The following is a 25,239-nucleotide window of genomic DNA, read 5'->3' as shown; positions in this document are numbered from 1 at the left end:
GTGACCGGCCACCACGCCGACCAAGGCGTCGTCACAGGAGCGAGCACGGCGCGACAGATGCATCGGCAAGTCCTCCAGGCTTCGACTGAACACCAGCATTGCTGATCATCACCCAGACGCCGCTACCTCAGGATGCCCGGCGCTCTCACCGGGCATCCATCGAAGCAAATCAGAAATGCTACGCAGCGCAATTAGTGATTGTGGTCATACTCACCGCCGGTAGGTCCGACTTGATATTCCTCGTCGGTAACCTTCTCCATCCAAACCACACTTACGCCGTCCAGAGCTTCCTGAATGCCGATATGAGTCATGGAGGTAGTAGCAGACGCTCCGTGCCAATGCTTGTGACCCGGTGGGCACCAGATCACGTCGCCCGCACGAATCTCGACGATGGGTTCACCTTCGCACTGGGTCCATCCGCAGCCCGCGGTGACGATAAGCGTCTGCCCGAGAGGATGCGTATGCCAGGCGCTCCGTGCGCCTGGTTCGAACGTCACGCTCACCACTGAAACGCGCGCGGGCTCCGGGGGAGAGTTTAATGGGTCCATGCGAACAGAACCCGTAAAGTATGCTTCAGGGGCTTTCAACGAGGGCTGCGAGCCTACACGCTTGAGATTCATGGTCGATCCTTTTCCGTATGAGGAAATTGCCCGGCACTTCTGGCAGGGAGACAGGTGCGGGCGTCGCGTAGCAACTTCAGAATAGTCTATTGGCCAGCTTGCCCGGCGATATGCCTGGACGTCGCAATCGCCCAGTCGGCATGGCCCACCCTGTCTACAGACCGGCAAACGCGCCGGTAGAGTCGGCCTAAGGCCGGGCAGTAGTCCTCGCGAAATCCACGCAAAGCCGCTCAGCAAACTCCCGGATCGCATCTTCGTTACGCGATAAAAACACCCACTGCCCAACCCGTTGGGCGTTGAGAAGGCCCGCTCGCTCGAGCTGTGACAGATGGCTTGATACCGTGGACTGCGACAATCCGCTTCTCGCGTGGACCATCATCGCGGAAACACCGCGAAACGGAGCATGCTCAGTCTCCGAAAAGTACTCAGCGGGATCGGAAAGCCACTGCAGCACTTGTCTGCGAAACGGATGGGCCAAGGCCCGGAAAATCGCATCGAGATCGATCATGGTTCTGCTCGCTGGCGACACATCAGACTGCGTCGAGGACTTCAACGTGGCCAACGAACTCGCGCACGGATTCCAGTACTCCGGTGGCATCCAGGCCATTTAATCCGAGCAACTCGGAACGGTCACCGTGCTGGACGAATTCGTCGGGAAGTCCGAGGCGTAATACCGGCACACCCAGCCCTTCAGCCGCGATCCGTTCTGCGCATGCCGCGCCGGCACCGCCAATCACGGTACCTTCTTCGATCGTCACAATGACATCGTGCCCTTGCGCAACGGTCAGCAACAGTTCTTCGTCGAGTGGCTTTGCGAAGCGCATGTCGACCACAGTTGCATCAATGTCCCGTGCGACTTCCATCGCAACCGACAGCAACGGCCCAAATGCCAGAAACGCCACACGTTGCCCACCATCCTTACCCGACACCCGGCGGACCACGCCCTTTCCAATCGGTAGCGTTTCTTTCGTATGCGCGATAACTTCAGATCCGGTCGCGGCGCGGGGATATCGCACTGCGCACGGACCAGGATAGGCAAGACCGGTGTTTAGCATTCGATAACATTCCCTTTCATCAGATGGCGTCATCACCACCATATTCGGAATGCAACGAAGCGCCGCGATGTCAAATGCACCAAGGTGCGTCGCACCGTCACCTCCCGCGATACCCGCGCGATCCAACGCGAACAGAACCGGCAGGTTTTGCAAGGCGACATCATGAATCAGTTGATCGTAGCCTCGCTGAAGGAATGTCGAGTAAATGGCGACAACCGGCCTCATGCCTTCAACCGCAAGGCCGCCGGCAAGCGTGACGGCGTGCTGTTCAGCGATACCCACGTCGATGTAGCGATCTGGATATTGTTTCTCAAAGCCGTCCAGACAGGAACCTTCCCGCATCGCCGGTGTGATGCCGAAAATCCGCTCATCCTCATTAGCCGACTCACAAAGCCACTGGCCGAATACCTGGCTGTAGGTACGCTTGCCGCCTGTTGGCCGCATCAGCCCTGTCTCGAGCTTGAACGGGCCAGGTCCGTGGTACGCGATAGGGTCAAGCTCCGCGCGTCTGTAGCCGCGTCCCTTTTGCGTAACTACGTGCATGACGTGCGGACGGGTACGGGTCTTCGCGTCCCGCAGCGCGCTGAGCAGCTCCGGAATATTGTGCCCATCGATAGGACCGATGTAATCCAGTCCGAGCGCCTCGAATAAGGTCGACGACGACGCGCTAACAGGAGAGCGAGTTGTGGCGTTCACCTCTTCCGCTATGCCGATATCAGTTTTATCGCGCCATTTTGCAATCAGCCCATCGAGATGATCATTCAGACCACCGACGGCCTCGGAAATCGACATGCGGTTATCGTTCAGAATGATCGTCAGCGGTAGCCGTTCACAGGAGCCCGCGTGATTCAGCGCTTCATATGCCATGCCGGCTGACAGCGCGCCATCGCCGATGATTGCAACGACATGCGCATGACGACCGCGCAGTCCCAAGGCCATGCCGACCGCCGCCGATATGGAAGTCCCTGCATGCCCGACACCGAACGTATCGTAGGGAGACTCTTCGCGAGTAGGGAAACCTGCCATGCCCCCAACTTTTCGCACGCTTGCCATTCCCGATTTGCGCCCGGTCAGAATCTTATGCGGATAGCTTTGATGACCGACATCCCACACCAGGCGATCATTCGGTGTATCGAATAGGTAGTGAAGCGCGACCGTCAATTCGACCACCCCGAGACTCGATGCGAAGTGCCCTCCGCTAGCCGACACGCTTTCGACGACGAACTCGCGAATTTCGTCCGCGACACGCTGAAGCTCGCTCTCTCTCACATCGCGCAATTTTGGTGGAGAATCGATGCTGTCAAGTAAGCTCATTCCGTTTCCGATCTTGATGTTTTCATTTCAGCCGCCCCTCAAGTCGCCATTGCGGGGTTAAGGCTCAGCCAACGTTAGCTGCAATTTCGATGCGACACGATCTGCCCAATCGCTCGCATTTCGCGGTTCCGAGCGCGGGATTTCCCGATGCGTCCGAGCCTCAACTGCTCAGGTGCCTTGGCGAGCTAAAGTCTAGATAGTCGGCGCGGTAACGGGAATACGCACATGGCGCCGTGTCTGGCCAATCGACTTGAGATTTGGGCCACGTGGTAGCGCGGGCTATGTTCCGCCCGGATCATCCGTCAGGGGAAAGCCGCCCGATACCGCCCTGATCGATCCGACGAACTGCGCGTGCGGCCGGAGCACTCGTGAGAAGCCACCAACAGCGCTTCCCATGACCCATCGTCCCAGGTTAATTCCGCCAAAGCACTTCCCATCTCACGCCTAATGCTGGTTTTCCCACATACCGAAGGCGCGCGGTCCGTCATCCTGACAACTCAGGCGTATGGCGGGAGATCGCTATGTCAATCTATGTCGATGAAGGATTCAGGCCCTGTGTCACGGAATGCGCCACCGTTGCGTTTCGCGTCTGCTTTGATGACAGTGTCCAGATTTTCGAGGTGAGTGCAGACGCTTTGGTCGCCTATTGCGGCGCCGCGAGCAGGCGCCGGCAGGATCTGCTCGTTGCTTTCGAGGACGCGCAGCTTGAAATACTGAAGGTGGCCGCGCGCAAACATTCGTTTGGACCGAAGGAGCCCGTGTGGCTCGGTCTCGACGAATTCAGAATGGTCAGACACTAGGTAATCTGCCGCGCCCGCCCGGTCTGCACACGCCGCCGGGCTTATCCGCGTCGCGGATATGTCAGAATCGCGTGCATGACCTGGATCGCCACCCTGCCGATGTACAACGTGACGCCCGCGCTCGCCGCCATCTGGCGCGAGTGGCTGGCCGACGTGTTGCGCGGAATCGAACTGGAGTGCCGTGTCGTCACACCTGACGACGATCTGCACGCGCTGTGGCGCCGTCCCGATCTGCTGATTTCACAGACCTGCGGCTATCCGTTGATGCACGGCTTAAGCGAACGCGTCCAGTTGATCGCGACGCCGCAATTCGACGCGCCGGGCTGCAACGGACCACAGTATTCCAGCGTCCTCGTGACCCGTGCGGACGCGCCGTTCGATTCGCTGGCGGCCTGCCGCGGTGCGCGGGCGGCCTACAACCAGGATGACTCGAACAGCGGCATGAACGTATTGCGCCACGCCGTTGCACCGCTTGCGCGTGACGGCGTGTTTTTCAGTGAGGTCGTGCGCACCGGCGCGCATCTTGGCTCATTGCAGGCAGTTGTGGACGATCGTGCGGACGTCGCCGCGATCGATTGCGTGACGTTTGCTTTGATGTGTGACGAACGGCCGGAGCTGGCCGAAAAAGTACGACAAATCGGCGTAACGGCGGAGTCGCCGGGTTTGCCTTTGATCGCGTCCAACACGGTGCCGATGGAGACAGTCGAAGCGCTTCGTGCCTCCCTCTCTCACACACTCGCCGGACAAGCCGATCGCGCAAAACGCCTGCGTCTGAAGGGATTTTCCGTGCTGCCGCTGGCGGACTACGACCGCATCCTGCAACTGGAAAACGAGGCGCGCGCCATCGGCTATCCGCGCCTCGCCTGATCCTGACCCTGCTTCCGATCCTGCTCTGCTCCCGAACGCCGATTTACCCGACGTCGAGCACCAGCAGTTGCGCGCCATCGGCGACCTGATCGCCGACCGCATACAGCACTTCCGACACCGTCCCTGCCGCCGGCGCACCGATCGTGTGCTCCATCTTCATCGCTTCCATCACGATCAGCGGCGTGCCCTTCTCCACCACGGTGCCCGGTTCGACCAGCACCGCGATCACCTTGCCGGGCATCGGCGCAGTCAAACGGCCCTCGCCGCCTTCGGCGTCCGCAGCATGCGCGAGCAGGTTCTGCCATTCGAACGCGAGCGCCTCGCCGAGGCAGAACACATGGAACGTGTCGTCGTCGACGAAAACCCGGCCCGTGACGCGCGCATCGCCGATCGTCGCGCGGAATTCATGCTGCTCCGTGCCGCTCGACCACGTGAAGTCCTCGCGTACACCGTCGTGCGTGAGCGTCTGCGTGCTGCCGTCGCGTGCGAACGTGACCGTGAAGGCGCTGTCGTTGTCGCTGTTGGTGTCGATGCTGCGCCAGCCTAGCGTTTGCGAGTAACCGCTGTTCAGACGCCAGTGCGACAGCGCATCCCACGGCGACGCGCCGTGCGCCGTGCCTCCTTCGCGTGTGAGCAAGGCGGCGCAGGCGAGCGCCAGGGCTTCCCTGAAGGGCTTCTTCACGGGCGCGAACAGCGCCTCGTGATGCCGCTCGATCAGACCCGTGTCGAGATCACCGCTCGCAAACGGCTCGCTCGTGACAATGCGTTGCAGGAATTCGACGTTGGTATGCAGGCCGACCACTTCGCACGCACGCAGCGCACGATTCATCCGCGCCAGCGCTTCTTCACGCGTTGCTCCATGTACGATCAGCTTGGCGATCATGGGATCGTAGAACGGCGTGATGGTGTCGCCTTCACGCACGCCGCTGTCGATGCGCACCGGGGCCTTGCGGCCCGGCTCGCCTGAGCCGGCCGCGCCTGAGCCGGCCGCACCTACGCCGGCCGCGCCGATCACGAACTCCACGCCCTCTGGCATGCGCAGATGCTTCAACGTACCCGTAGAGGGCAGGAAGCCACGCGCGGGATGTTCCGCATAAATCCGCGCCTCGATCGCATGACCGTCGAGCTTGAGCTGCGCCTGCGTGAGCGGCAGCGGTTCGTCCGCGGCGACGCGCAGTTGCCATTCCACCAGATCCTGCCCCGTCACCATCTCCGTGACGGGATGCTCGACCTGCAGGCGCGTGTTCATTTCCATGAAGTAGAAATCGCCCGTGGCGGTCATGATGAATTCGACCGTCCCCGCCCCGACATAACTCACCGCGCGCGCGGCGGCGACCGCGGCTTCGCCCATTTCACGCTTGATTTCAGCAGACAATCCAGGCGCGGGCGCTTCTTCCAGTACCTTCTGGTGACGCCGCTGCACCGAACAATCACGGTCGAACAGATACACCGCGCCGCCGTCGCGGTCCGCGAACACCTGCACTTCCACGTGACGCGGCCGGGTCAGGTACTTTTCGATCAGCACGCGATCGTTACCGAAGCTGCTGGCCGCTTCGCGCTTGCACGACGCGAGCGCCGCCGCGAAATCTTCGCTGCGCTCCACCACGCGCATACCTTTGCCGCCGCCGCCCGCGCTCGCCTTCAGCAAGACCGGATAGCCGATCGCATCGGCCTCGCGATGCAGCAATTGCGCATCCTGATCGTCGCCGTGATAACCCGGCACGAGCGGCACGGCGGCCGCATGCATCAGCGCCTTTGCGGCGGCTTTCGAACCCATTGCCGCGATGGCTTCGACCGGCGGTCCGATAAACACGATGCCGGCCGCCTCGCACGCATGCGCGAAGTCTTCGTTTTCCGACAGGAAGCCGTAGCCCGGATGCACCGCCTGTGCGCCGGTTGCACGCGCGGCCTCGATGATGCGCTCGACGCGCAGATAACTCTCCGCCGCCGTCGATCCGCCGATATGCACCGCCTCGTCGCAGGCGGCGACGTGCTTCGCGTTCGCGTCCGCGTCGGAATACACGGCCACGCTCGCGATACCGAGCCGCTTGCAGGTCGCGGCGACGCGACATGCAATCTCGCCCCGGTTAGCAATCAGGATCTTGTTGAACATGAGGTGTCTCGATGAAGTGAGCCGTTCTGGGGCTGTTGTTCTGGTAAGGGCCCGCATGCGCCCTGGAATAGGTGCCGCCGCATTTTCAGCGGCGTCAGTTGCTTCAGTCGCTTCCGTTGCTCTGGTTGCGCCAGGACGGCGAGCGTTTTTCGAGGAACGACGCAACACCTTCACGCCCTTCCGCACCGGCACGCGTTCGCGCAATGCGCGCGGCCGTTTCTTCGATCAGGGCGTCGTTCAACTCATGGCCCGCGATGTCCTGCACGAGCTGCTTGCAGGCGCGCACGGCAAGCGGGCCGTTCGCACACAGCGTGTCGGCGATCTGCTGCACGGTGGCGTCGAGCTGCTCCATGCCGACCACTTCACTGACAAGCCCCAACCGGAACGCCGTCGCGCAATCGAACTGTTCGGCAGTTGTGAAGTAGCGGCGCGAAGCCTGCTCGCCCAAGGCGCGAATCACGTATGGCGCGATGGTCGCGGGAATCAGACCGAGCCGCGCTTCCGACAGGCAAAAACGCGCGCTCTCCGCCGCGACGACGATATCGCACGCCGAAATCAGGCCCATGCCGCCCGCGTATGCATCGCCGTTCACGCGCGCGATCACCGGCTTGTTGCAGCGATAGATCGATGCCAGCATGTTCGCCAGCAGCATCGCGTCGGCACGGTTCTCGTCATCCGAGTAGCCGGCCATCTTCTTCATCCAGTTCAGATCGGCGCCCGCGCAGAACGCCTTGCCGTTCGCGGCCAGCACCACCGCGCGCACGTCGTCGCGTTCGCTCAACGAAGTGAAGGCCGCGCTCACTTCGGCGATCATCGTTTCGTTGAACGCGTTGCGCACGTCCGGTCGATTCAGCGTGACCGTGGCGACCTGACCGGCAATCGCTAGATTCAGCGTTTCGTATTGCATCGTTGCAGCTCCCGCGCGTAGCGCTTCGTCACATTCTGAACACGCCGAAACGCGTGTCTTCGATTGGCGCGTTCATCGTCGCCGAGAGGCCCAGGCCGAGCACGTCACGCGTCTGCGCCGGATCGATCACACCGTCGTCCCACAGCCGAGCGCTTGCGTAGTACGGGTGACCCTGATGTTCATACTGATCGCGGATCGGCTGTTTGAAGGCTTCTTCTTCTTCGGCGCTCCACGCCCCGCCCTTGCCTTCGATACCGTCGCGCTTGACGGTGGCCAGCACCGAGGCCGCCTGCTCGCCGCCCATCACCGAAATACGCGCATTCGGCCACATCCACAGGAAGCGCGGCGAATACGCGCGGCCGCACATGCCGTAATTGCCGGCACCGAACGAGCCGCCGATGATCACCGTGAACTTCGGCACTTTCGCCGTGGCCACCGCCGTCACCATCTTCGCGCCGTTGCGCGCGATGCCTTCGTTTTCGTATTTGCGGCCCACCATGAAGCCGGTAATGTTCTGCAGGAACACCAGCGGAATCTTGCGCTGGCAGCACAGTTCGATGAAGTGCGCGCCCTTGAGCGCCGACTCCGAAAACAGAATGCCATTGTTCGCGATGATGCCGACCGGATGCCCCCAGATATGCGCGAAGCCGCACACGAGGGTGGTGCCGTAGCGGGCCTTGAATTCGTCGAAAGCGGAATCGTCGACGATACGGGCGATCACCTCGCGGATATCGAACGGCTTGCGCGTATCGACCGGAATGACCCCGTACATGCTCTTCACGTCGTAGCGTGGCGGCTTCGGCTCCTGCAACGCCACCGGCACCTGCTTGGTGCGGTTCAGATTGCCGACGATGCTGCGCGCAATCGCCAACGCATGCGGATCATTCTGCGCAAGATGATCGACCACACCCGACAGACGCGTATGCACGTCGCCGCCACCGAGGTCTTCCGCGCTGACCACTTCGCCGGTTGCCGCTTTCACCAAAGGCGGGCCGCCGAGGAAAATCGTCCCCTGATTCTTGACGATGATCGACTCGTCGCTCATGGCCGGCACATATGCGCCGCCCGCCGTGCACGAGCCCATCACGACGGCAATCTGCGGAATGCCCGCCGCCGACAGATTGGCCTGGTTGTAGAAGATGCGGCCGAAGTGATCGCGATCGGGGAACACGTCGTCCTGATTCGGCAAATTGGCGCCGCCCGAGTCGACCAGGTACACGCACGGCAGATGATTTTCAGCGGCGATTTCCTGCGCCCGCACGTGCTTTTTGACGGTGACCGGATAGTAGGTGCCGCCTTTGACTGTTGCGTCATTGCAGACGATCACGCACTCCTGCCCCGCAATACGGCCGATGCCGGTGATCACGCCCGCGCCCGGCGCGTCGTTGTGATACATGCCGTACGCCGCGAGTTGCGAGAACTCGAGAAACGGCGTGCCCGGATCGAGGAGTTTCTCGATGCGCTCGCGCGGCAGCAGTTTGCCGCGGCCCGTGTGTTTGTCGCGCGCCGCCTGGCCGCCGCCCAGGGCGAGTTTCTCGATCTTCGCGCGCAGCTCGGCAACCAGCGCTTCGAGCGCCGCCGCGTTGGCACGGAAATCATCCGAGCGCGGATTCAGCTTTGTTTCAATGATCGGCATTGCGTGGCTCTCCTGTCGCCGCTGTTCTTCTTGACTGCGCCGACGCAGCGCCGGGCGTTGGGCCCGGCGTTGCGTCTCACGTTAAAGCGCGCGTTAAAGCGGACGTCACGCGGTTTCGGCGAACAGTTCGCGGCCGATCAGCATGCGGCGGATCTCGCTCGTGCCCGCGCCGATTTCATAAAGCTTCGCATCGCGCCACAGACGGCCCACCGGATAGTCATTGATGTAGCCGTTGCCGCCGAGAATCTGGATTGCTTCGCCGGCCATCCACGTGGCTTTTTCAGCGGTGTAGAGAATCACGCCGGCGCAATCCTTGCGCACCTGGCGCACGTGCTCCTTGCCGAGCGTGTCGAGTTGACGGCCGACCGCATACAGGTACGCGCGGCAGGCCTGCAAGGTGGTGTACAGATCCGCGACCTTGCCCTGAATCAGCTGGAATTCGCCGATCGACTGACCGAACTGCTTACGGTCATGGATATACGGCACGACTGCATCCATCACCGCGACCATGATCCCGGTCGGGCCGCCGGCCAGCACGGCGCGCTCGTAATCAAGGCCGCTCATCAGCACTCTGGCGCCGCCGTTCAACTGGCCGAGAATATTTTCTTCCGGTACTTCGACGTTCTCGAACACCAGTTCGCCGGTATGCGAGCCGCGCATGCCGAGCTTGTCCAGCTTTTGCGCAACCGAGAAGCCCTTCATGCCTTTCTCGACGATAAACGCCGTGATGCCGCGCGAATTCGCTTCAGGATCGGTTTTGGCGTAGACGACCAGCGTGTCGCAATCCGGGCCGTTGGTAATCCACATTTTCGTGCCGTTAAGCACGTAGTGATCGCCTTTCTTGTCCGCGCGCAGCTTCATGCTGACCACGTCCGAGCCTGCGTTCGGCTCGCTCATGGCGAGCGCGCCGATGTGTTCGCCGGAGACGAGCTTGGGCAGATATTTCTGTTTCTGTGCTTCGGTGCCGTTGCGATGAATCTGGTTGACGCACAGATTCGAATGCGCGCCGTACGACAGACCAACCGACGCCGACGCGCGCGAGATTTCCTCCATCGCGATCATGTGCGCCGTGTAGCCCATGTTCGCGCCGCCGTATTCTTCCGCGACCGTCATGCCGAGCACGCCCAGATCGCCGAATTTACGCCACAGATCCATCGGGAACTGATCCGTACGATCGATTTCCGCAGCGCGCGGGGCGATTTCCTTGGCCGCGAAGCCCGCGATGCTGTCGCGCAGCATTTCGATTTCTTCACCGAGCGGGAATTGCAGGCCGGGCAGGTTGCTCATTGCAGTGTCTCCAGAGTTCGTGGGCGGCCGGTCAGCCTGGGTGGGCGCCGGCTGGTCCGGGTGCGGCTCAGCGGACGGCGGCGGCCTTGTGGGCCGCCCGTCATCCCGCACGAGACGCGAAACGTTCAAGGCGCATTTCACGCCAGATTTACGTAAGCGTCAATAGGTATTTTTGAGTGTTACTCAGAAACTAGCCCGACCGCATCCAAAGCGGCTATCCCGTGATAGGATCGCGCTCATCGGGGCTGTTGGCCTCCAAAATCTGAACTTGACTCATATGACGGTTGCCTTGAAGGCCGAGTTACCTGCCTCGCGCCGCCAGCCGGCCGGACGCAAATCGCAGCAACGCGTGAAGGAGATTCTTCAGGCGGGGCGCGCCGTGTTCGCCGAGAAGGGTTATGAACGCGCGACGACGGCGGAGATTGCCCAGCGCCTGGGCATTTCCGAGGCAACCGTGTTCAGTTATTTCCGTGGCAAGCGGGAGTTATGCGCGCGGGTGATCGGCGACTGGTACGACGAGATCATTGAAGCGATCGAGTCCGGGTTGCCGCGTGACGGCGGGATACGCCAGCAGTTTGCTTTCATCGTGCGCACGCATTTGCGGCTGATGCTGGTGAACGGCACCGACCTGTGCGCGCTGGTGCTGTCGGAGGGACGCACGCGCCATCATGAGCTTGGCGAGGCGCTGACCGAATTGCAAAGGCGCTATACGGCGCCGCTGATGCGTGTGTTGGCACAGGGGCAGGAAGCCGGCCTCGTGCGCGCGGATATGCCGCTGAGGCTATTGCGCTCGATGGTGTTCGGGCCAATGGAGCATGTGTTGTGGGACGCTACCTTGACCAATCGGCAGATCGATATTGACGCAACCGCCGATCAGTTGATCGATGTGCTCTGGAGCGCGATTGGGCCAACCGATGCGTCGGTTAGCGCGCTACGGCAGTTCAGGATGGAAGTGGCTGAAGCCGGCAGGCGGTTTGAGGCTTCCGCCAGGGAAAAGGACTAGCTGCCTTTTTTGCCCGCAACGGCGGCATTTCCCAGTTCTGGCATCTGTACCCGCAGGCGTACCGAACAGGGAAAACCTCACCGCCCATGGCGATGCGGCAAAGACTGGGCCCTGGACCCCGGTGGGCCTTCGTCAACCGGTGCGCTGCCTGAGCGGCTCCGCCGTCGTGCCGACGCGATTGACTGCCGCGATGCAATCCCGGCCGTTGTCCTTCGCGTGATAAAGCTGGGCATCGACCAGATTGATGAACGCGACCGGATCGCTGAGTTCCACCGGGATGATCGTGCCCACGCCGAAGCTGGCGGTCACAGTCTGGCGGAAAGGCGAGCGTTCGTGCGCAATTTCCTCGGCGGAAATCCGGTCGCGGCAGCGTTCGGCCACCTGGCGAGCCGCTTCAGCGCCGGTATTCGGCAGCACCAGCACGAACTCTTCCCCACCAAACCGCGCGACAAAATCACCCGGACGCACCGCGGCACTCAGCACGCCGGCGACACATTTCAGGCACGCGTCGCCCTGCACATGGCCGTAGTAGTCGTTGTACGACTTGAAGAAGTCGATGTCGACCATCACCAGCGAGAGCGGCGCGCCGTGGCGCTGCGCGGCGTTCCATTCGTGCTTCAGGATCGCGTCGAACTCGCGCCGATTGCCCACCCCCGTCAGACCGTCCTTGAACGACAGCGCTTCGAGTTCCCGTTGCAATGCCGCGAGTTTTTCCTCGGTTCGCTTGCGCTCGCTGATATCGAACATGAAGCCGACCAGCGACTCCACCTCACCGCGTTCATCGCGCACCACGTGCACGACGTCGCGCAGCCACACATATTCGCCGCGGCTCGTCAGCGCGCGATAGTCCGCTTCGTGATCGGTCCCCGCCTTCGATTGCGCGACGCAAAACTCGACCACCTTGTCGCGGTCGTCCGGATGCATGCGCGCGGCCCAATCCTGCACGGTTTTCCAGCTCGACGGCGCCCAGCCGAGCAGCGCTTCGATCTGCGGGCCGATATAGGCGAACTCCATGGTCGCCCAGTCGATCTTCCATGGAATCGCCCGCGTCGATTCCAGCAGGGTCCGGTAGACCGCCGCATCGTGCTCCAGGTAGCCTTCGACACCGCCGGTCGTGGGTGCCGCGTCGTGCCGTAGAAAATCCGCGCCAAGCGCGGCCGTGTTCTTGTCATTGCTATTCATCGGTCGAACCTTTTCGTAGCGGTTGAACCGGCAAATTACCACGACGCCGTGACACAGCGACAATTTCGGCCGCGCGCGGGCCTTTATTCCATCCACATTGGCGTCACGGCGGCAACGATCTGTTCTCTTCCCCCCGGCTATTCAGTTTTCATAGGTGTCACTACTATTCGCATCTCACTCTGCACGCGATTCCCCAGGCAAGCATGAAAACATCGAACACCCTTCCTTCAGATGCAGACCGCTACAGCGGTCCGGCCATTGCCCTGCACTGGCTGATTGCATTGCTGATCGTAGGCGGGTTCTATATTGGCTGGATCATGACCGATATTCCCGGCTTCACGCCCACCAAACTGAAGTATTTCTCCTGGCACAAATGGATCGGGGTGACGGTCTTCGTGCTGGCCGTGTTGCGTGTGTTGTGGCGCGCCACGCACCGCGCGCCTGCGCTCGATAGCGCAACGCCCTTGTGGCAGAAGGCTGCGGCCCACCTCGTGCATGGCGTGCTTTACGTGTTGATGCTGGCGATTCCGCTGTCCGGCTACTTCTATAGTTCGGCGGCCGGCATTCAGGTGGTGTATCTCGGCATCGTGCCGCTGCCCACCATCATTGGTCCGGATCAGGCGCTCAAGGCGACCCTGCGAACGGTTCACGTGCTGCTCAATTACACGTTGCTGGCGCTCGTCGTCATGCATGTCATGGCGGCGCTCAAGCATCAGTTCGTCGACCGCGACGGATTACTCGCACGGATGATTCCGTTCCTCAAGTAAGCAGCGATTGGCTCCGCCTTGTTGGCAATCTAATTCCCCGCGGTGTTCAATCAACGCGCGCAGGTTCGATAGGATGCGTATCACTATGAAAAAAGCTCTCTACCACTCGATTCTCGCCGGCATCGCCGCCGCCTCATTGTTCGGCGCAGTCGCGCACGCCGATGTCGACACGAGCAAAAGCAGCGTCGTGGCCACGACGAAACAGATGAACGTGCCGGTCGACGGCAAGTTCCGGAAGTTCTCGGCGCAACTGAATTTCGATCCGACCAAACCCACCGCCGGCAGCGCCACCGTATCGATCGATACCGGCAGCTACGACCTCGGCGCCGACGACTACAACAAGCAGGCCCAGGGCAAGGAATGGTTCGATAGCGCTGCCTATCCGGCCGCCACCTTCGTTTCCAGCGCTATCGCGCCGGCGGGCGGCAATCAGTACAGGATCACCGGCAAGCTCACGATCAAGGGCAAATCGCAAACCGTGGTGGTGCCCGTCACGATCGCCAGCCAGGGTGCCACGCAGACCTTCGACGGTTCGCTGCCGATCAAACGCTCGCAGTTCGATGTCGGCACGGGCGAATGGAAAGACACGTCGGTGGTTGCCGATGAAGTCGTCATCAAATTTCACATCGTCGCTTCAAAGAAGTAACGGACTATCAAGCTGCATCGCAGCACTTTCTGACACCTGGAGAAGATTTTGAAAAAGCAATTTTTACTCGCCGCCGGCGCGCTCGCCACAGCCATGTCGTTCAACGTGATGGCCGCCGATACGTATCAGCTCGACCCGATGCACACCGCGCCCAGCTTCGAAACCGATCACTTCGGCGGCGTGTCGATCTGGCGCGGCAAGTTCAAGAAGAGCAGCGGCACGGTGACGCTGGATCGCGCGGCGAAGACCGGCACGGTCGACGTGACCATTGACATGAACTCGGTGGATATCGGTAACGACAAACTCGACGCGGAACTGGTCACGGACAAGTTCTTCGACACCGCGAAGTACCCGAGCGCGACCTACAAGGGCACGCAGATCCGCTTCGACGGCGACAAGCCCGTGGAAGTGATCGGCTCGCTGACGATGCATGGCGTGACCAAGCCGGTCAACCTGAAGATCGAGTCGTTCAAGTGCTTCATGAACCCGATGCTCAAGCGCGAAGTGTGCGGCACGGAAGCGACCGCGACGTTCAATCGCGACGATTTCGGCATCGACTTCGGCAAGACCTATGGCTTCAAGATGCAGACCACGCTGCATATTCAGGCTGAAGGCATCAAGCAGTAACTGGCAGTACGGTGCCTTGCCCCGGCGGAGCAAGGTACTATGACGGTTTGGCGTCCGGCATGCGGGCGCCCGACGCAGCAGGCCATACACGGGGCAGCACCGGCAGGCGCATCGAATGTCCTTTGCTGCCCTCGCTGTCACCCGTTTCCGCCATCCATGAGTTCTGCAAGCCGCCGCATCGCGCATCTGGACATGGACGCGTTCTACGCGTCCGTTGAACTGTTGCGCTATCCAGAACTGCGCGGCAAGGCGGTGGTGATCGGCGGCGGCCGCAACGGCGTGCCGCAATTACTGGAAGACGGCAGCCGGCGCTTCGCGCGTCTGCGCGATTACGCGGGCCGCGGCGTGGTGACCACCTCCACGTATGAAGCCCGCGCGCTCGGCGTTTTCTCGGCAATGGGCATGATGAAGGCCGCCATGCTCGCGCCCGACGCGATCCTGCTGCCCACTGATTTCGAATCGTATCGCCACTATTCGCGCCTGTTCAAAACGGCGGTGGCTTCCTTTACCGATCGGATCGAAGACCGCGGCATCGACGAAATCTATATCGACCTCACCGAACTGCCCGGCGAGCCACGCGAGATCGCCGCGCGCATCAAGCAGGCGGTCAATCAGGCCACCGGCCTCACCTGCTCGATCTGCGTCGCACCGAACAAGCTGCTGGCGAAGATCGGTTCGGAACTCGACAAACCCGACGGCCTCACGATTCTGACGCCCGCCGATGTGCCATTGCGCGTCTGGCCGCTGCCGGTGCGCAAGGTGAACGGCATCGGGCCGAAGGCGGCGGAAAAGCTGACCGCGCTCGGCCTCGCCACAGTCGGCGATCTGGCGGCGGCGGACCCGGCGCTGCTGCAGGAGAACTTCGGGCGCAGCTACTCGGCGTGGCTCACGCAAGTCGCGCAGGGCTACGACGAGCGGCCGGTGGTGGTCGAATCGGAACCCAAGTCGATGAGCCGCGAGACGACCTTCGAGCGCGATCTGCATCCGCGTCACGACCGGCCCGCGTTGTCGACCTCGTTTACCAGCTTGTGCGTGCGGGTCGCGGAAGATCTCGTGCGCAAAGGGTATGTGGGGCGCACCGTGGGGATCAAGCTGCGCTACGACGACTTTCGCACGGTCACGCGGGACCTGACGCTGGACGAACCGACGGCCAACGCCGTCGAAATCCGCCGTGCGGCGACCGAATGCCTGAAGCGGGTGGAATTGAGCCGCAAGCTGCGGCTGCTGGGCGTGCGCGTGAGCGCGCTGACGCCGGCCAACGCGCAGGCGCTCAAGCCGCGCTTGCCGGTTCAGGCCGACTTGCCTTTCGCCAGCGACGAATAACCGGCAGCCTCAGTGGGCGCGCCGCCATGCGAGCGTGCCGCTGGCGGGTCGATATCCACACGCGACGCCGCAATCGAAAACGCGAACGTATTGATCCCGTTGACGCTCGTGGCCGACACCGTACCACGGTGCATCTCCGCGATCGCCTTCACGATCGCCAGCCCCAGCCCATGATTTTCGCGGCTATTGGTGCGCGACAGTTCCGCGCGAAAGAAGCGGTCGAACAGATGTTCGAGCACGGCCGGCTCGATCGGCGCGCCGGGGTTGGCCACCGCGACCCGCAACTGATCGTCTTCCCGCGCGATCGTCACGGTAATTGCCGCGCCGGGCGCGCAATGCTGGATCGCGTTCATCAGCAGATTCGTGCAGGCACGGCCGAACAGCGAGCGGTTCACGCGCGCCATCGCATCGCCGCGCAACTGGGCATGCACGCGCGCTTCCTCAAGCGGAATCTCCAGAAACTCCAGCGTGTGTGCCACTTCCGCGGCGAGCGACACCTCCACGAGGCCCGTCGCGCGCTCGCCCTGGTCGGCGCGCGCGAGGAACAGCATGTCGTTGATGATCGCGCGCATGCGTTCGTACTCTTCCAGATTCGATTGCAGCGTGTGACGCAGATCGTCGACCGATCGGTTGCGTGTCAGCGCCACTTCGGTCTGGCCGATCAGAATCGTGACCGGCGTGCGCAGTTCATGGGCCACGTCTGCATTGAACGACTCGAGGCGGCCATACGCGCCGTCCAGCCGTTCCAACGCACCGTTGAAGGAGTGCGCCAGTTCATTCAGTTCGAGCGGCAGCGCGGCCGTATTCAGGCGCTGTGAGCGATTGTTCGGACTGACTTCGGAGGCGTCTCTCGTCAGGCGCGTCAACGGTGTGAGACCGATCCGCGTCACCGAGTAGCTGAGCAGCAGTACGGCCAGGCTGCCCAGTGCGGACAACGCAGCGAGCGCGAGACCGAACACGCGCATGGTGCGCACGTTCGGCGAATAGCTCGCGGCTACCTGCAGTTGCACGGCCGGGCGCGCGGCGTAAGCCGGCAGCGTCATGGTGGCGGTCAGCATGTCCTGACCGCCGCCAGCCGGTGAAACACGTGCATAGCCGCCTTGCCAGTTTGTCACCACCGAGCCTTGTACGGGTTGGCCGAAGTGGAAACTGGAATCGGCGCTCGTCACCGAATACACCGTGCTGCCGTCGCGCGGCGTCATGTCGGTGAGCTTTTCGCGGGCCATGCGCCACTTTTCCGGCGTGACCGCGTGATACACGATGAAGCGCGCGATCTCCGAGCGATCGTCGAGCGACTCGCGCAGATGGTGTTCAAGTTGCGCGCGCAACACCAGAAACAGGCCCGTGCCGACCAGTGTGAACACGGACAGCGCGACCAACGCGAACATCAGCGCCAGGCGGCGGGCGATCGAGCGGTTCATGGCTGCTCAGCCTCCTCACGCACTTCAAGCACATAGCCCATGCCGCGCACGGTGTGCAGCAGCTTGGAGGGAAACGGACCGTCGAGTTTGGCGCGCAATCGTTTGATCGCGGTTTCGACCACGTTCGTATGGCTGTCGAAATTCACATCCCACACGAGCTCGGTGATCGCCGTCTTGGAGAGAATATCGCCCTGCCGGCGCGCCAGCACGCTGAGCAACTGGAATTCCTTGGCGGTCAGATCGAGCCGCACGCCGTCGCGGGTCGCGCGCCGGCCGATCAGATCGACGAACAGATCGCCGACCGAAATCAGCGTCGACTCCTGCGAACGCGTGCGGCGCGCGAGCGCATGCAGCCGCTCGACCAGTTCGAGAAAAGAAAACGGTTTGGTGAGGTAGTCGTCGGCGCCTTCGCGCAAACCGCGCACACGGTCATTCACGTGATCGCGGGCGGTCAGCATGATGACCGGCGTGGACTTGCGCATGCGCAGCGCCTTCAGCACGCTGAAGCCGTCGCGTTTGGGCAGCATCACGTCGAGCACGATCACGTCGTATTCGAATTCGGTGGCCAGATGCATGCCTTCCTCGCCATCGAGCGCGACGTCGACGACCCAACCCTGCTCTGTCAAACCGGAGCGCAGGTAGTCGACCACCTTGAGCTCGTCTTCAACAATCAGCAATTTCATCCGCGTCCCCTTGTATTTGCATTATACGAAACGCCTCGGTTCCCGCTTTTGAGTCCAGCCCGCCGGCTCATGATCTGGAGCTCACTTCGCGGGAGCCATCGCCTCCTTGGTGCCGTTCGACTCGTTCGAGTCGCTCATGTCCTTCGTATCCTTCAGTTGCCGCGCGTCCGGCGTGTCCATGCGGGCATCCCAGCCGCCGCCCAGCGCTTTCACCAGCGAGACCGACAAGGTCATCTGCTGACCATGGATCTGCACGTCCTGGCGCTCGCTGGTAAGCAGCGACTGCTGCGCGGTAATGACATCCAGGTACGCGACAAGGCCGCCCGAATAGCGATCGTTCGCGAGCGCCAGCAGATGCTGCGCATCGGTCACGGCCTCGTGCGACTGTTTCGCCGCGCCGTCGAGCACCGCGAGGCCGGTGATGCCGTCCTGTACCTGCTGGAAAGCGTTAAGTACAGTTTGCCGGTAGTTCGCCTCGGTCGCCTTGTAGCCCTCGCTCGCGAACTGGACATTTGCCGCGCGCCGTCCGCCGTCGAACAGCACCTGGCCGACCGTCGCGCCGAGCGTCCACATCAAGGTCGGCGCACTGAACAGGCTCGCGAACTGCGTGCTTTCCCAGCCAATCCCCGGCATCAAGGTGAGGCTCGGAAAAAACGCCGCCTTGGCCACGCCAATCTGCGCGTTCGCGGCTGCCATCGCGCGTTCCGCCGATGCCACGTCGGGCCGGCGTTGCAATACGTCGCTCGGCACACCGAGCGCGATCGGCGGCACCTGGGTGTCGAGCACCTTGGGCTCGATAGCGAACTGCGGCGCGGGCACGCCGACGAGCGCCGCGATCGCGTGCTCGAATTGCGCTCGCTGATTCAGCAGCAATTGCGCCTGCACGCGGGTGGAATCGAGTTGCGATTTCTGCTGCAGCACGTCGAGTCCGGAGACCGCGCCGAGATCATGCTCGGACGTGACGTAGTCCAGTGCCTTCTGTTGCAACTGAACTGAACGGTTCAGCACGTCGATCTCGGCGTCGAGCTCGCGCAGTGAGAAATAGTCGGCGGCGAGATCGGTGGTCAGCACCAGCCGCGCATTGGCGAGATCATCAGCCGATTGTTGCGCCGAGGCCGTTGCGCCCTCCACTTCCCGGCGTATCCGGCCGAATAGATCGGTGTCGTAGTTGATTGTCGGGCCGATTTGCAGGTTGTTCTGCACCGTCGAGGTCGTCGGCACGCCGTAATTGGTGAGCGGGCGATCCTTCGAAACCCTGAAGCGCGAGCCCGTAGCACTCGCATCCACTTCGGGAATCTGCTGCGCCCGGGTATTCGCGAGCGTGGCTCTCGCCTGCGCATAGTGCGCGCTGGCGGCGGCCAGCGTCTGGTTCTGCGCGAGCGCCTGGGTTTCCAGCGTGGCGAGCGTCGTGTCGCCGAAGCTGCTCCACCACTCGGACGAAATCGGTGCGTGCGAAGGCGCGGCAAGCCGCCAATACGATTCGGTCTGCCATGTCGGTGGTACCTCGGCTTGCGGGCGCTGATAGTCCGGCCCGACCGTGCACGCGGCCAGTAATATGGCACTCGCGGCACTCGCGGCACTTGCCGCCACCGCGAGCGAGCGGCGCGACGCAAGCCGCTTCACGACGCCCCCTTGCTGTTCTGCTGCGGCTGCGTGATCCGCACATGATCGCCGTCCGCGATCGAATCGCTCGGGTTGATGATGACCTTGTCGTTCGCCTCGATACCGCTTTCGATTTCGAGCGACTGGCCGAGATCCTGCGCGATCACGATCTTGCGCAACTGCACATTGCCCTTTTCATCCACCACGGCAAGCCGGGGACCTTCAGCGCGAAACAGCAACGCATTGCCCGGCACCATCAGCTGAGCGTGAGCGACCGCCGGCACGGCGACCTGCACATAGGCGCCCGGGCGCAGTTTGTCGTCGGGATTCGGCAGCGTCACTTCGATCTGCAGCGAACGGGTGGGCACGTCGATCGCGCCGGACATGTGCGTGATGGTGCCGTGGAACTGCTGCCCCGGCAATTCCGCCTGCGTGACCACCACCTTCTGGCCGACCGATACGTTTTGCGCATAGGCCTGCGGCAGTTGCACGTAGACCCGCAACGGGTCGGACTGCGCGAGCGCAAACAGCGCACGGCTCGTGCCGCTGCCCGCGTCGATCAGATCGCCGACATCGACATTACGCTGCGTCACCACACCGGCGAACGGCGCGACGATGCGTTTGAACGATTCGAGCTGGCGCAGGCGCTGCACATTGGCATCGGCGGCGGCGAGGTTGGCGACGTCCTGCGTATACGTGCTTTGCCGTTCATCGAGCTCCTGCTGCGAAACCGCATCGCGTTGACGCAGCTGCTGCCAGCGTTCCAGCGAGCTTTTGGCGAGGCCGAGGCTGGAACTGCTTTGCTGCCGCTGCGCCAATGCCTGCGCGAGTTCCTGATCGATTTCCGGGGTATCCAGATCGGCCAGCAGTTGCCCCTGCTTCACGCGCGCACCGATATCGACGTACCAGTGCAGCAGATAACCGGTGGAGCGCGCAAAGATCGGCGATTCGACGTAGCCGCGCAAGGTGCCCGGCAACAGCGTATTGCCGCCGCCTTCGGTTTGCGTCGGACTCACCACGTTCACGTACTGCGTGGCGTTCTGCCTGGTCGTCTCGGCGACCGAGTGGCTTTGCATGATATCCGCGATCACCGTGCGCAACGCGCCGATGGCGAGCAGCGCCAGCACAATCCAGACCGCGAGTTTGGCGCGTTTCCATTCCCGACTGCGCGGCGGTAATGCGTGGCCGCCTTCGGTTTCTCGCGAGGGAATCGCTAGCGATGCATGAGTTTTTTCGGTCATCTCAGTCAGCCGTCATTCAACGTTACGCGTGCTTGCCGTCGCCGCCGTGGTTCGGCGCGGGGCTATCGTGGTTCGGGTCGCCATTGCCGTTGCCGTCGTCGCGGTCGTGGTCGCCGCGCCGCCGCGCGAGGCGGCTATGGATGCCTGCGAACACCAACGGCACAAAGAACAGCGTGGACACAGTGGCGAACAGCAAGCCGCCGATCACCGCGCGGCCAAGCGGCGCGTTCTGCTCGGCGCCTTCGCCGAGACCGAGCGCCATGGGAATCATGCCGATGATCATCGCGAAGGCCGTCATCAGCACCGGCCTGATCCGGCTTGCACCCGCTTCGAGCGCGGCGGTCAATGGCGGTGCACCGGCGGAGAGCCGCTGGCGCGCGAATGCGACCATCAGAATACTGTTGGCGGTGGCCACGCCCATCGTCATGATCGCGCCGGTCAGGGCCGGCACACTCAGATGCGTGCCGGTCAGGAACAGCATCCACACGATGCCCGCGAGAGCCGCGGGCAACGCGCTGATGATGATCAGCGGATCGACCCACGACTGGAAATTCACCACGATCAGCAGGTACACCAGCACGATCGCCATCGCCACACCCAATCCCAAACCGAAGAACGAACTGCGCATGGTCTGCACCTGGCCGCGCACCGTAATCTGGCTGCCGCGCGGCAGTGACGCGCGCACGTTATCGACGAGCTTGTCGACCTGATCCGCCACGCTGCCGAGATCGCGCTTTTCGACGCTCACGTACAGATCGATCACCGGCCGGATGTTGTAGTGCGTGACCACCGCGAACTGATTCTGCGGCGCGACGCGCACCAGATTGCCCAGCAATTGCGTGGGCCCGGTGGCGGAACCGGAGACCGGCGTGCGCAACAGTTCGTCGATCGATGAAACCTGATACTGCGGCGTTTGCACGGCGACGTTGTACTCGACGCCGTTGCGGTTGTTGAACCAGAAACCCGGCGAGGTCTGCGAACTGCCCGACAGGGAAATGAGCACATTTTGCGCCACATTGCTCGCGCTCAGGTTGAGTTGCTGCAAGCGTGTGCGATCCATCTGAAGATTGATGGCCGGCTCGTCGAGCTTCTGCTGGATGTGCGTATCCACCGTGCCGGGAATCATCCGCACCTGCTTCAGCAGCTTGCGGGCAATGTCGAAATTACCCTGCTGGTCGGCGCCCGAAATTTGCACATCGACTGCGGCAGGCAGGCCGAAGTTGAGAATCTGCGTGACGATGTCGGCCGGTTGAAAGAAGAACTCGACGCCCGGAAAGCGCTGCGGCAGGATCTCACGCAGCTTGTCCATGTAGGTCTGGGTCGGCTTGTGGTCTTCTTTCAGGGCCACCTGAATCTCGCCGTCGAGCGTGCCGATCGTGCCCGCATTGCTGTACGAGAGATTGATACCGCTATACGGCAAGCCGAGGTTGTCGAGAATCGTGCCCAGCTCTTTGGCCGGCACAACCTCGCGAATCACCTTTTCGACTTCGTCGGCCAAACGCGCCGTTTCCTCGATGCGGGTGCCGGTCGGCGCACGCATATGCAGGCGGATATCGCCGGCATCCACGCTGGGGAAGAAATCTTCGCCGAGCACGAAAACGAGGCCCATCGAGATGACGCAGAAACCGAGGAACATGCTGCCGAACGCGCCGCGGCGCACCAGCACACTACTGAGAATCATGATGTACGTGCCACGCATGCGTTCGAAGCCGGCGTCGAAGCGGTGGTAGATCCGCATGAACAGACCCGGTTTGCTGCCCGCTTTTGGCTTGTGCGCGTGGCCCATCAGCAGCATCGCCAACGTCGGCACCAGCGTACGCGACAGAACGTACGAGGCGAGCATCGCGAACACCACGGCTTCGGCGAGCGGCACGAACAGATAGCGCGCTACGCCGGTCAGGAAGAACATCGGCACGAACACGATACAGATACAGAGCGTCGACACGAGCGCCGGAATCGCGATTTCGCCGGCGCCGTCCAGAATCGCATCGTGCAGATTCGTGCCCATATGCAGATGCCGCTCGATATTCTCGATCGTCACCGTCGCGTCGTCGACCAGAATACCGACGGCCAGCGCCAGACCGCCCAGCGTCATGATGTTGATGGTCTGCCCGAGCGCATGCAGGGCAATCAGCGACGAGAGAATCGACAGCGGAATCGAGATCGCAATGATGCAGGTGCTGCGCCAGTTGCCGAGGAACAGCAGAATCATCGCCGCTGTCAGCGCGGCGGCGACCAGTGCTTCGCGCACCACGCCCTGCACGGCCGCCTTGACGAACACCGACTGATCGAACAGGGCCGTGATGCTCAGATCGGGCGGCAAGGCTGCGCGCGCAGCCGGCAACAGCGCGTGCAGCGTATTGACGATCGAGAGCGTCGACGCGCTGCCGTTCTTGAGTATCGATATCAGCACGCCACGGTGGCCGTCCTGCCGCACGATGTTGGTCTGCGGCGAGAAACCGTCGCGTACGTGCGCGACTTCACGCAGGTACGTGGTCGCGCCGTTGAGCGTGCGCACCGGAATATCGTTGAGCCCTTCCACCGTGGCGGGCGAGCCGTTCATGTTGATGGTGTATTCCTTCGGCCCGATCTTCGCTGTACCGGTCGGCAGAATCAGGTTTTGCGCGTTGAACGCACTGACCACATCGGACGGTGTCAGGCCTTTGGCGAGCAACGCGCGCGTGTCGAGGTCGACCGAGATCAGCCGCGATTTGCCCCCGTATGGATACGGCACGGCCGCGCCTGGAATCGTCACGAGTTGCGGGCGCAAGAAGTTCAGGGCGGTGTCGTTGAGCGCCTGCTCGGAGAGCTTCGGACTCGACAGGCCGAGCTGGATCACCGGAATGCTCGAAGCCGAATAGCTGATCACGAGCGGTGGCGTAGCGCCTGGCGGCATCTGCTTGAGCTGCGCCTGTTCGACGGCCACCGTCTGCGCGATCGCGGTCTGGATGTTCGCATTCGGCTGCAGGAACACCTTGAGAATCGTGATGCCCGCCAGGGACTGCGATTCGATGTGCTCGATGTCGTTGACCGTCGTGGTCAGACTGCGCTCATTGACGGACGTGATCCGGTTGGCCATGTCTTCGGCCGACAAACCCGTGTACGTCCAGATGATGCTGACCACCGGAATATTGATTTCCGGCAGCACGTCGACCGGCGTGGTCAGCAACACGAACGGCGTGGCCAGCAAGATCAGAATGGCCATCACGATGAACGTGTATGGCCGCTTTAGCGCAACATTGACGATCCACATTGAAACGCGCCCGAGAGAATGCAGGTAAGGAATTGAATCGCCGTGACGGGACGCCGCGCGCAGCGTCAGCAGATGACATGCTGATGCCGGCAGACATGCGCACATGTCGCCGGGGCTCATGCCATGCCTCTCCCGGTGAATCAGTGCCTATGCTAGATCGATAGCACCAACGCCTGCATGGCGCGAAAATGGCTAAATTGTCAGGAAGGCTAATGTAAGGATATGGACCGCCTGAAACGTTGCGTTCATATGCGAAGAGCAAACGTATGGCAGGCGGAGATAAGCGCTTTTAAAGGTGTTGTTATAGGCATGTCTCGCGGCGCCGCGCGAGACATTTCCTTTAGCTTAGTTTCTGCGATGCAAATGTAAATGCAGTTGCGCTTCTTTTCGCGAGTGTTTTCATGCGCCGAAGCGGCGAACTTACTTCGCGAACAACGACGCCATATTTGCAAACGCCTTGAATTCCAGCGCGTTGCCCGACGGATCAAGGAAGAACATGGTCGCCTGCTCGCCGACTTCGCCCTTGAAACGCACATGCGGCTGGATGATGAAGTCGATGCCGGCCTTTTGCAGCTTGTCCGCTGCGGCCTGCCACTGTTCCATCGACAGCACCGCGCCGAAGTGGCGCACCGGCACGGCGTCGCCGTCGACCTTGCTGGTCTGGCGATGCCCGCACTCCTCGGGCGAAAGATGCGCCACGATCTGGTGGCCATAGAAATTGAAATCGACCCATTCCGGCGAGCTGCGCCCTTCCGGACAGCCCAGCAGTTCGCCGTAGAACTCGCGCGCGGCGGCGAGGCTATGAACAGGAAACGCCAGATGGAATGGCGGCAAGACGGTGTCGGCAGCGCTCATGGTGAAAAACTCGCAGATAGGAAGGTGGGTTTATGCC

The 25,239-nt window shown here is 62.2% G+C and carries 21 protein-coding genes; 7 read left to right on the top strand and 14 right to left on the bottom strand.

The annotated features are described in order from the left end of the window. Positions 1 to 191: 191 nt before the first annotated feature. The 3 genes from PQR27_RS23710 to dxs form a co-directional block, all read right to left on the bottom strand. Positions 192 to 620 (bottom strand): (R)-mandelonitrile lyase, encoded by a 429-nt coding sequence (locus PQR27_RS23710; protein WP_408526077.1) that lies wholly within the window; start codon positions 618 to 620, stop codon positions 192 to 194. 187 nt (positions 621 to 807) lie between these two features. Then, the gene (locus PQR27_RS23705) at positions 808 to 1,128 is read right to left on the bottom strand and encodes an ArsR/SmtB family transcription factor (protein WP_408526076.1); all 321 of its coding nucleotides are present in this window, start codon (positions 1,126 to 1,128) and stop codon (positions 808 to 810) included. Between the two features lie 22 nt (positions 1,129 to 1,150). Then, positions 1,151 to 2,989 carry a 1-deoxy-D-xylulose-5-phosphate synthase gene (gene dxs, locus PQR27_RS23700; RefSeq protein WP_408526075.1) on the bottom strand — a complete coding sequence of 613 codons (1,839 nt, stop codon included), beginning with the start codon at positions 2,987 to 2,989 and terminating at the stop codon, positions 1,151 to 1,153. A gap of 521 nt (positions 2,990 to 3,510) precedes the next feature. Here dxs and PQR27_RS23695 point away from each other — a divergent pair. Next, positions 3,511 to 3,789, top strand: a complete 279-nt coding sequence (locus tag PQR27_RS23695; RefSeq protein ID WP_408526074.1) for a hypothetical protein — start codon at positions 3,511 to 3,513, stop codon at positions 3,787 to 3,789. A gap of 75 nt (positions 3,790 to 3,864) precedes the next feature. After that, positions 3,865 to 4,656, top strand: a complete 792-nt coding sequence (locus tag PQR27_RS23690) for a phosphate/phosphite/phosphonate ABC transporter substrate-binding protein (protein ID WP_408526073.1) — start codon at positions 3,865 to 3,867, stop codon at positions 4,654 to 4,656. 43 nt (positions 4,657 to 4,699) lie between these two features. Here PQR27_RS23690 and PQR27_RS23685 read toward each other — a convergent pair whose 3' ends face one another. The 4 genes from PQR27_RS23685 to PQR27_RS23670 all read right to left on the bottom strand — a co-directional run bounded on the left by PQR27_RS23685 (position 4,700) and on the right by PQR27_RS23670 (position 10,599). Then, positions 4,700 to 6,769, bottom strand: coding sequence for an acetyl/propionyl/methylcrotonyl-CoA carboxylase subunit alpha (locus PQR27_RS23685; protein WP_408526072.1), 2,070 nt, complete (start codon positions 6,767 to 6,769; stop codon positions 4,700 to 4,702). A 103-nt stretch (positions 6,770 to 6,872) separates the two neighbouring features. Beyond that, entirely contained in the window at positions 6,873 to 7,676 is an 804-nt protein-coding gene (locus PQR27_RS23680; protein WP_408526071.1) for an enoyl-CoA hydratase/isomerase family protein, read from the bottom strand. Between the two features lie 28 nt (positions 7,677 to 7,704). Continuing rightward, positions 7,705 to 9,312, bottom strand: a complete 1,608-nt coding sequence (locus PQR27_RS23675) for a carboxyl transferase domain-containing protein (RefSeq protein WP_408526070.1) — start codon at positions 9,310 to 9,312, stop codon at positions 7,705 to 7,707. A gap of 105 nt (positions 9,313 to 9,417) precedes the next feature. After that, on the bottom strand, positions 9,418 to 10,599 hold the full coding sequence (locus tag PQR27_RS23670) for an isovaleryl-CoA dehydrogenase (RefSeq protein ID WP_408526069.1): 1,182 nt from the start codon (positions 10,597 to 10,599) through the stop codon (positions 9,418 to 9,420). A gap of 277 nt (positions 10,600 to 10,876) precedes the next feature. Between PQR27_RS23670 and PQR27_RS23665 the strand changes: the two genes are divergently transcribed. Continuing rightward, the gene (locus PQR27_RS23665) at positions 10,877 to 11,602 is read left to right on the top strand and encodes a TetR/AcrR family transcriptional regulator (protein ID WP_408526068.1); all 726 of its coding nucleotides are present in this window, start codon (positions 10,877 to 10,879) and stop codon (positions 11,600 to 11,602) included. Between the two features lie 132 nt (positions 11,603 to 11,734). Here PQR27_RS23665 and PQR27_RS23660 read toward each other — a convergent pair whose 3' ends face one another. Continuing rightward, the gene (locus PQR27_RS23660; protein ID WP_408526067.1) at positions 11,735 to 12,784 is read right to left on the bottom strand and encodes a GGDEF domain-containing protein; all 1,050 of its coding nucleotides are present in this window, start codon (positions 12,782 to 12,784) and stop codon (positions 11,735 to 11,737) included. A gap of 203 nt (positions 12,785 to 12,987) precedes the next feature. On the opposite strand from PQR27_RS23660, the gene PQR27_RS23655 reads away from it, so the two are divergent. The 4 genes from PQR27_RS23655 to dinB all read left to right on the top strand — a co-directional run bounded on the left by PQR27_RS23655 (position 12,988) and on the right by dinB (position 16,147). Next, on the top strand, positions 12,988 to 13,551 hold the full coding sequence (locus PQR27_RS23655; RefSeq protein WP_408526066.1) for a cytochrome b: 564 nt from the start codon (positions 12,988 to 12,990) through the stop codon (positions 13,549 to 13,551). Positions 13,552 to 13,636: 85 nt separating this feature from the next. Continuing rightward, complete coding sequence (locus PQR27_RS23650) at positions 13,637 to 14,197, top strand: YceI family protein (RefSeq protein ID WP_408526065.1); 561 nt, start codon at positions 13,637 to 13,639, stop codon at positions 14,195 to 14,197. Between the two features lie 48 nt (positions 14,198 to 14,245). After that, the gene (locus PQR27_RS23645; RefSeq protein ID WP_408526064.1) at positions 14,246 to 14,824 is read left to right on the top strand and encodes a YceI family protein; all 579 of its coding nucleotides are present in this window, start codon (positions 14,246 to 14,248) and stop codon (positions 14,822 to 14,824) included. Between the two features lie 156 nt (positions 14,825 to 14,980). After that, positions 14,981 to 16,147, top strand: coding sequence for a DNA polymerase IV (gene dinB / locus PQR27_RS23640; protein ID WP_408526063.1), 1,167 nt, complete (start codon positions 14,981 to 14,983; stop codon positions 16,145 to 16,147). On the opposite strand, the gene PQR27_RS23635 is transcribed toward dinB, so the two are convergent. The 6 genes from PQR27_RS23635 to PQR27_RS23610 all read right to left on the bottom strand — a co-directional run bounded on the left by PQR27_RS23635 (position 16,114) and on the right by PQR27_RS23610 (position 25,202). Further along, positions 16,114 to 17,568, bottom strand: a complete 1,455-nt coding sequence (locus tag PQR27_RS23635; RefSeq protein ID WP_408526062.1) for a heavy metal sensor histidine kinase — start codon at positions 17,566 to 17,568, stop codon at positions 16,114 to 16,116. The two genes, dinB and PQR27_RS23635, sit on opposite strands and share 34 nt — an antisense overlap. Next, positions 17,565 to 18,251, bottom strand: coding sequence for a heavy metal response regulator transcription factor (locus tag PQR27_RS23630; protein ID WP_408526061.1), 687 nt, complete (start codon positions 18,249 to 18,251; stop codon positions 17,565 to 17,567). The genes PQR27_RS23635 and PQR27_RS23630 overlap by 4 nt, the downstream gene beginning before the upstream one ends. Before the next feature lie 81 nt (positions 18,252 to 18,332). Continuing rightward, the gene (locus tag PQR27_RS23625) at positions 18,333 to 19,874 is read right to left on the bottom strand and encodes an efflux transporter outer membrane subunit (RefSeq protein ID WP_408526060.1); all 1,542 of its coding nucleotides are present in this window, start codon (positions 19,872 to 19,874) and stop codon (positions 18,333 to 18,335) included. Beyond that, positions 19,871 to 21,094 (bottom strand): efflux RND transporter periplasmic adaptor subunit, encoded by a 1,224-nt coding sequence (locus tag PQR27_RS23620; protein ID WP_408526059.1) that lies wholly within the window; start codon positions 21,092 to 21,094, stop codon positions 19,871 to 19,873. The genes PQR27_RS23625 and PQR27_RS23620 overlap by 4 nt, the downstream gene beginning before the upstream one ends. A gap of 22 nt (positions 21,095 to 21,116) precedes the next feature. Then, on the bottom strand, positions 21,117 to 24,347 hold the full coding sequence (locus tag PQR27_RS23615) for an efflux RND transporter permease subunit (protein ID WP_408528282.1): 3,231 nt from the start codon (positions 24,345 to 24,347) through the stop codon (positions 21,117 to 21,119). A 420-nt stretch (positions 24,348 to 24,767) separates the two neighbouring features. Next, a complete protein-coding gene (locus tag PQR27_RS23610; RefSeq protein WP_408526058.1) occupies positions 24,768 to 25,202 on the bottom strand; it encodes a VOC family protein in 435 nt (144 codons plus the stop codon). Positions 25,203 to 25,239 lie beyond the last annotated feature (37 nt).

It is taken from the genome of Paraburkholderia fungorum (assembly GCF_046027215.1).
Taxonomy (GTDB): Bacteria; Pseudomonadota; Gammaproteobacteria; order Burkholderiales; family Burkholderiaceae; genus Paraburkholderia; species Paraburkholderia fungorum_D.
The sequence above is the reverse complement of the archived record's forward strand: the minus strand, read 5'-3'. Positions and strand labels throughout refer to the sequence as shown.

Coding starts and splice junctions, on each gene's coding strand:
- PQR27_RS23710 (WP_408526077.1), bottom strand. CDS start 620: ATGAATCTCAAGCGTGTAGGCTCGCAGCCCTCGTTGAAAGCCCCTGAA.
- PQR27_RS23705 (WP_408526076.1), bottom strand. CDS start 1,128: ATGATCGATCTCGATGCGATTTTCCGGGCCTTGGCCCATCCGTTTCGC.
- dxs (WP_408526075.1), bottom strand. CDS start 2,989: ATGAGCTTACTTGACAGCATCGATTCTCCACCAAAATTGCGCGATGTG.
- PQR27_RS23695 (WP_408526074.1), top strand. CDS start 3,511: ATGTCAATCTATGTCGATGAAGGATTCAGGCCCTGTGTCACGGAATGC.
- PQR27_RS23690 (WP_408526073.1), top strand. CDS start 3,865: ATGACCTGGATCGCCACCCTGCCGATGTACAACGTGACGCCCGCGCTC.
- PQR27_RS23685 (WP_408526072.1), bottom strand. CDS start 6,769: ATGTTCAACAAGATCCTGATTGCTAACCGGGGCGAGATTGCATGTCGC.
- PQR27_RS23680 (WP_408526071.1), bottom strand. CDS start 7,676: ATGCAATACGAAACGCTGAATCTAGCGATTGCCGGTCAGGTCGCCACG.
- PQR27_RS23675 (WP_408526070.1), bottom strand. CDS start 9,312: ATGCCGATCATTGAAACAAAGCTGAATCCGCGCTCGGATGATTTCCGT.
- PQR27_RS23670 (WP_408526069.1), bottom strand. CDS start 10,599: ATGAGCAACCTGCCCGGCCTGCAATTCCCGCTCGGTGAAGAAATCGAA.
- PQR27_RS23665 (WP_408526068.1), top strand. CDS start 10,877: ATGACGGTTGCCTTGAAGGCCGAGTTACCTGCCTCGCGCCGCCAGCCG.
- PQR27_RS23660 (WP_408526067.1), bottom strand. CDS start 12,784: ATGAATAGCAATGACAAGAACACGGCCGCGCTTGGCGCGGATTTTCTA.
- PQR27_RS23655 (WP_408526066.1), top strand. CDS start 12,988: ATGAAAACATCGAACACCCTTCCTTCAGATGCAGACCGCTACAGCGGT.
- PQR27_RS23650 (WP_408526065.1), top strand. CDS start 13,637: ATGAAAAAAGCTCTCTACCACTCGATTCTCGCCGGCATCGCCGCCGCC.
- dinB (WP_408526063.1), top strand. CDS start 14,981: ATGAGTTCTGCAAGCCGCCGCATCGCGCATCTGGACATGGACGCGTTC.
- PQR27_RS23635 (WP_408526062.1), bottom strand. CDS start 17,568: ATGAACCGCTCGATCGCCCGCCGCCTGGCGCTGATGTTCGCGTTGGTC.
- PQR27_RS23630 (WP_408526061.1), bottom strand. CDS start 18,251: ATGAAATTGCTGATTGTTGAAGACGAGCTCAAGGTGGTCGACTACCTG.
- PQR27_RS23620 (WP_408526059.1), bottom strand. CDS start 21,094: ATGACCGAAAAAACTCATGCATCGCTAGCGATTCCCTCGCGAGAAACC.
- PQR27_RS23615 (WP_408528282.1), bottom strand. CDS start 24,347: ATGTGGATCGTCAATGTTGCGCTAAAGCGGCCATACACGTTCATCGTG.
- PQR27_RS23610 (WP_408526058.1), bottom strand. CDS start 25,202: ATGAGCGCTGCCGACACCGTCTTGCCGCCATTCCATCTGGCGTTTCCT.